The 358-nt window shown below is 70.9% G+C and carries 1 protein-coding gene; it reads right to left on the bottom strand.

The window, feature by feature from the left end; translation table 11 throughout:
• A partial coding sequence (locus APY03_RS42520; protein WP_198161259.1) for an S-layer family protein occupies positions 1–358 on the bottom strand: 358 nt, incomplete at both ends.

Raw genomic sequence — 358 nt, 5'->3', positions numbered from 1 at the left:
CGGTCAGCTGCGCCACCTGCTCGCGAATCAGGCGCTGCTCATAGAAGCCGTCGCCCAGGCGCTTATGGACAAGATCAGGGTCGCTGCCCAGGGCGTTGAGCAAATAGTCGCTGGACAGCCACTGCCGCTGGTTCGCAAAGCGCGGATCGGTCTCGACGAGGTAGCGGCTGCCCGGCTCGGGGTGTGTGCGGAACAGGCTGGCCGTGGGCACGGCGGCGTTGGGCGTGCTGGTGCGCACGACCATGGGGATGGGCGCGCCCGCAGTCCCGCCGGCAGCACCCGCAGCACTGCCGCCGACGCGGCCGACGCCGCCCACCGCCGCGTGCACCTGCACGATCGGGTTTACGCGCGTGCCCTG

The organism is Variovorax sp. WDL1 (genome assembly GCF_001541225.1).
Lineage (GTDB): Bacteria > Pseudomonadota > Gammaproteobacteria > Burkholderiales > Burkholderiaceae_C > Variovorax.
The sequence above is the reverse complement of the archived record's forward strand: the minus strand, read 5'-3'. Positions and strand labels throughout refer to the sequence as shown.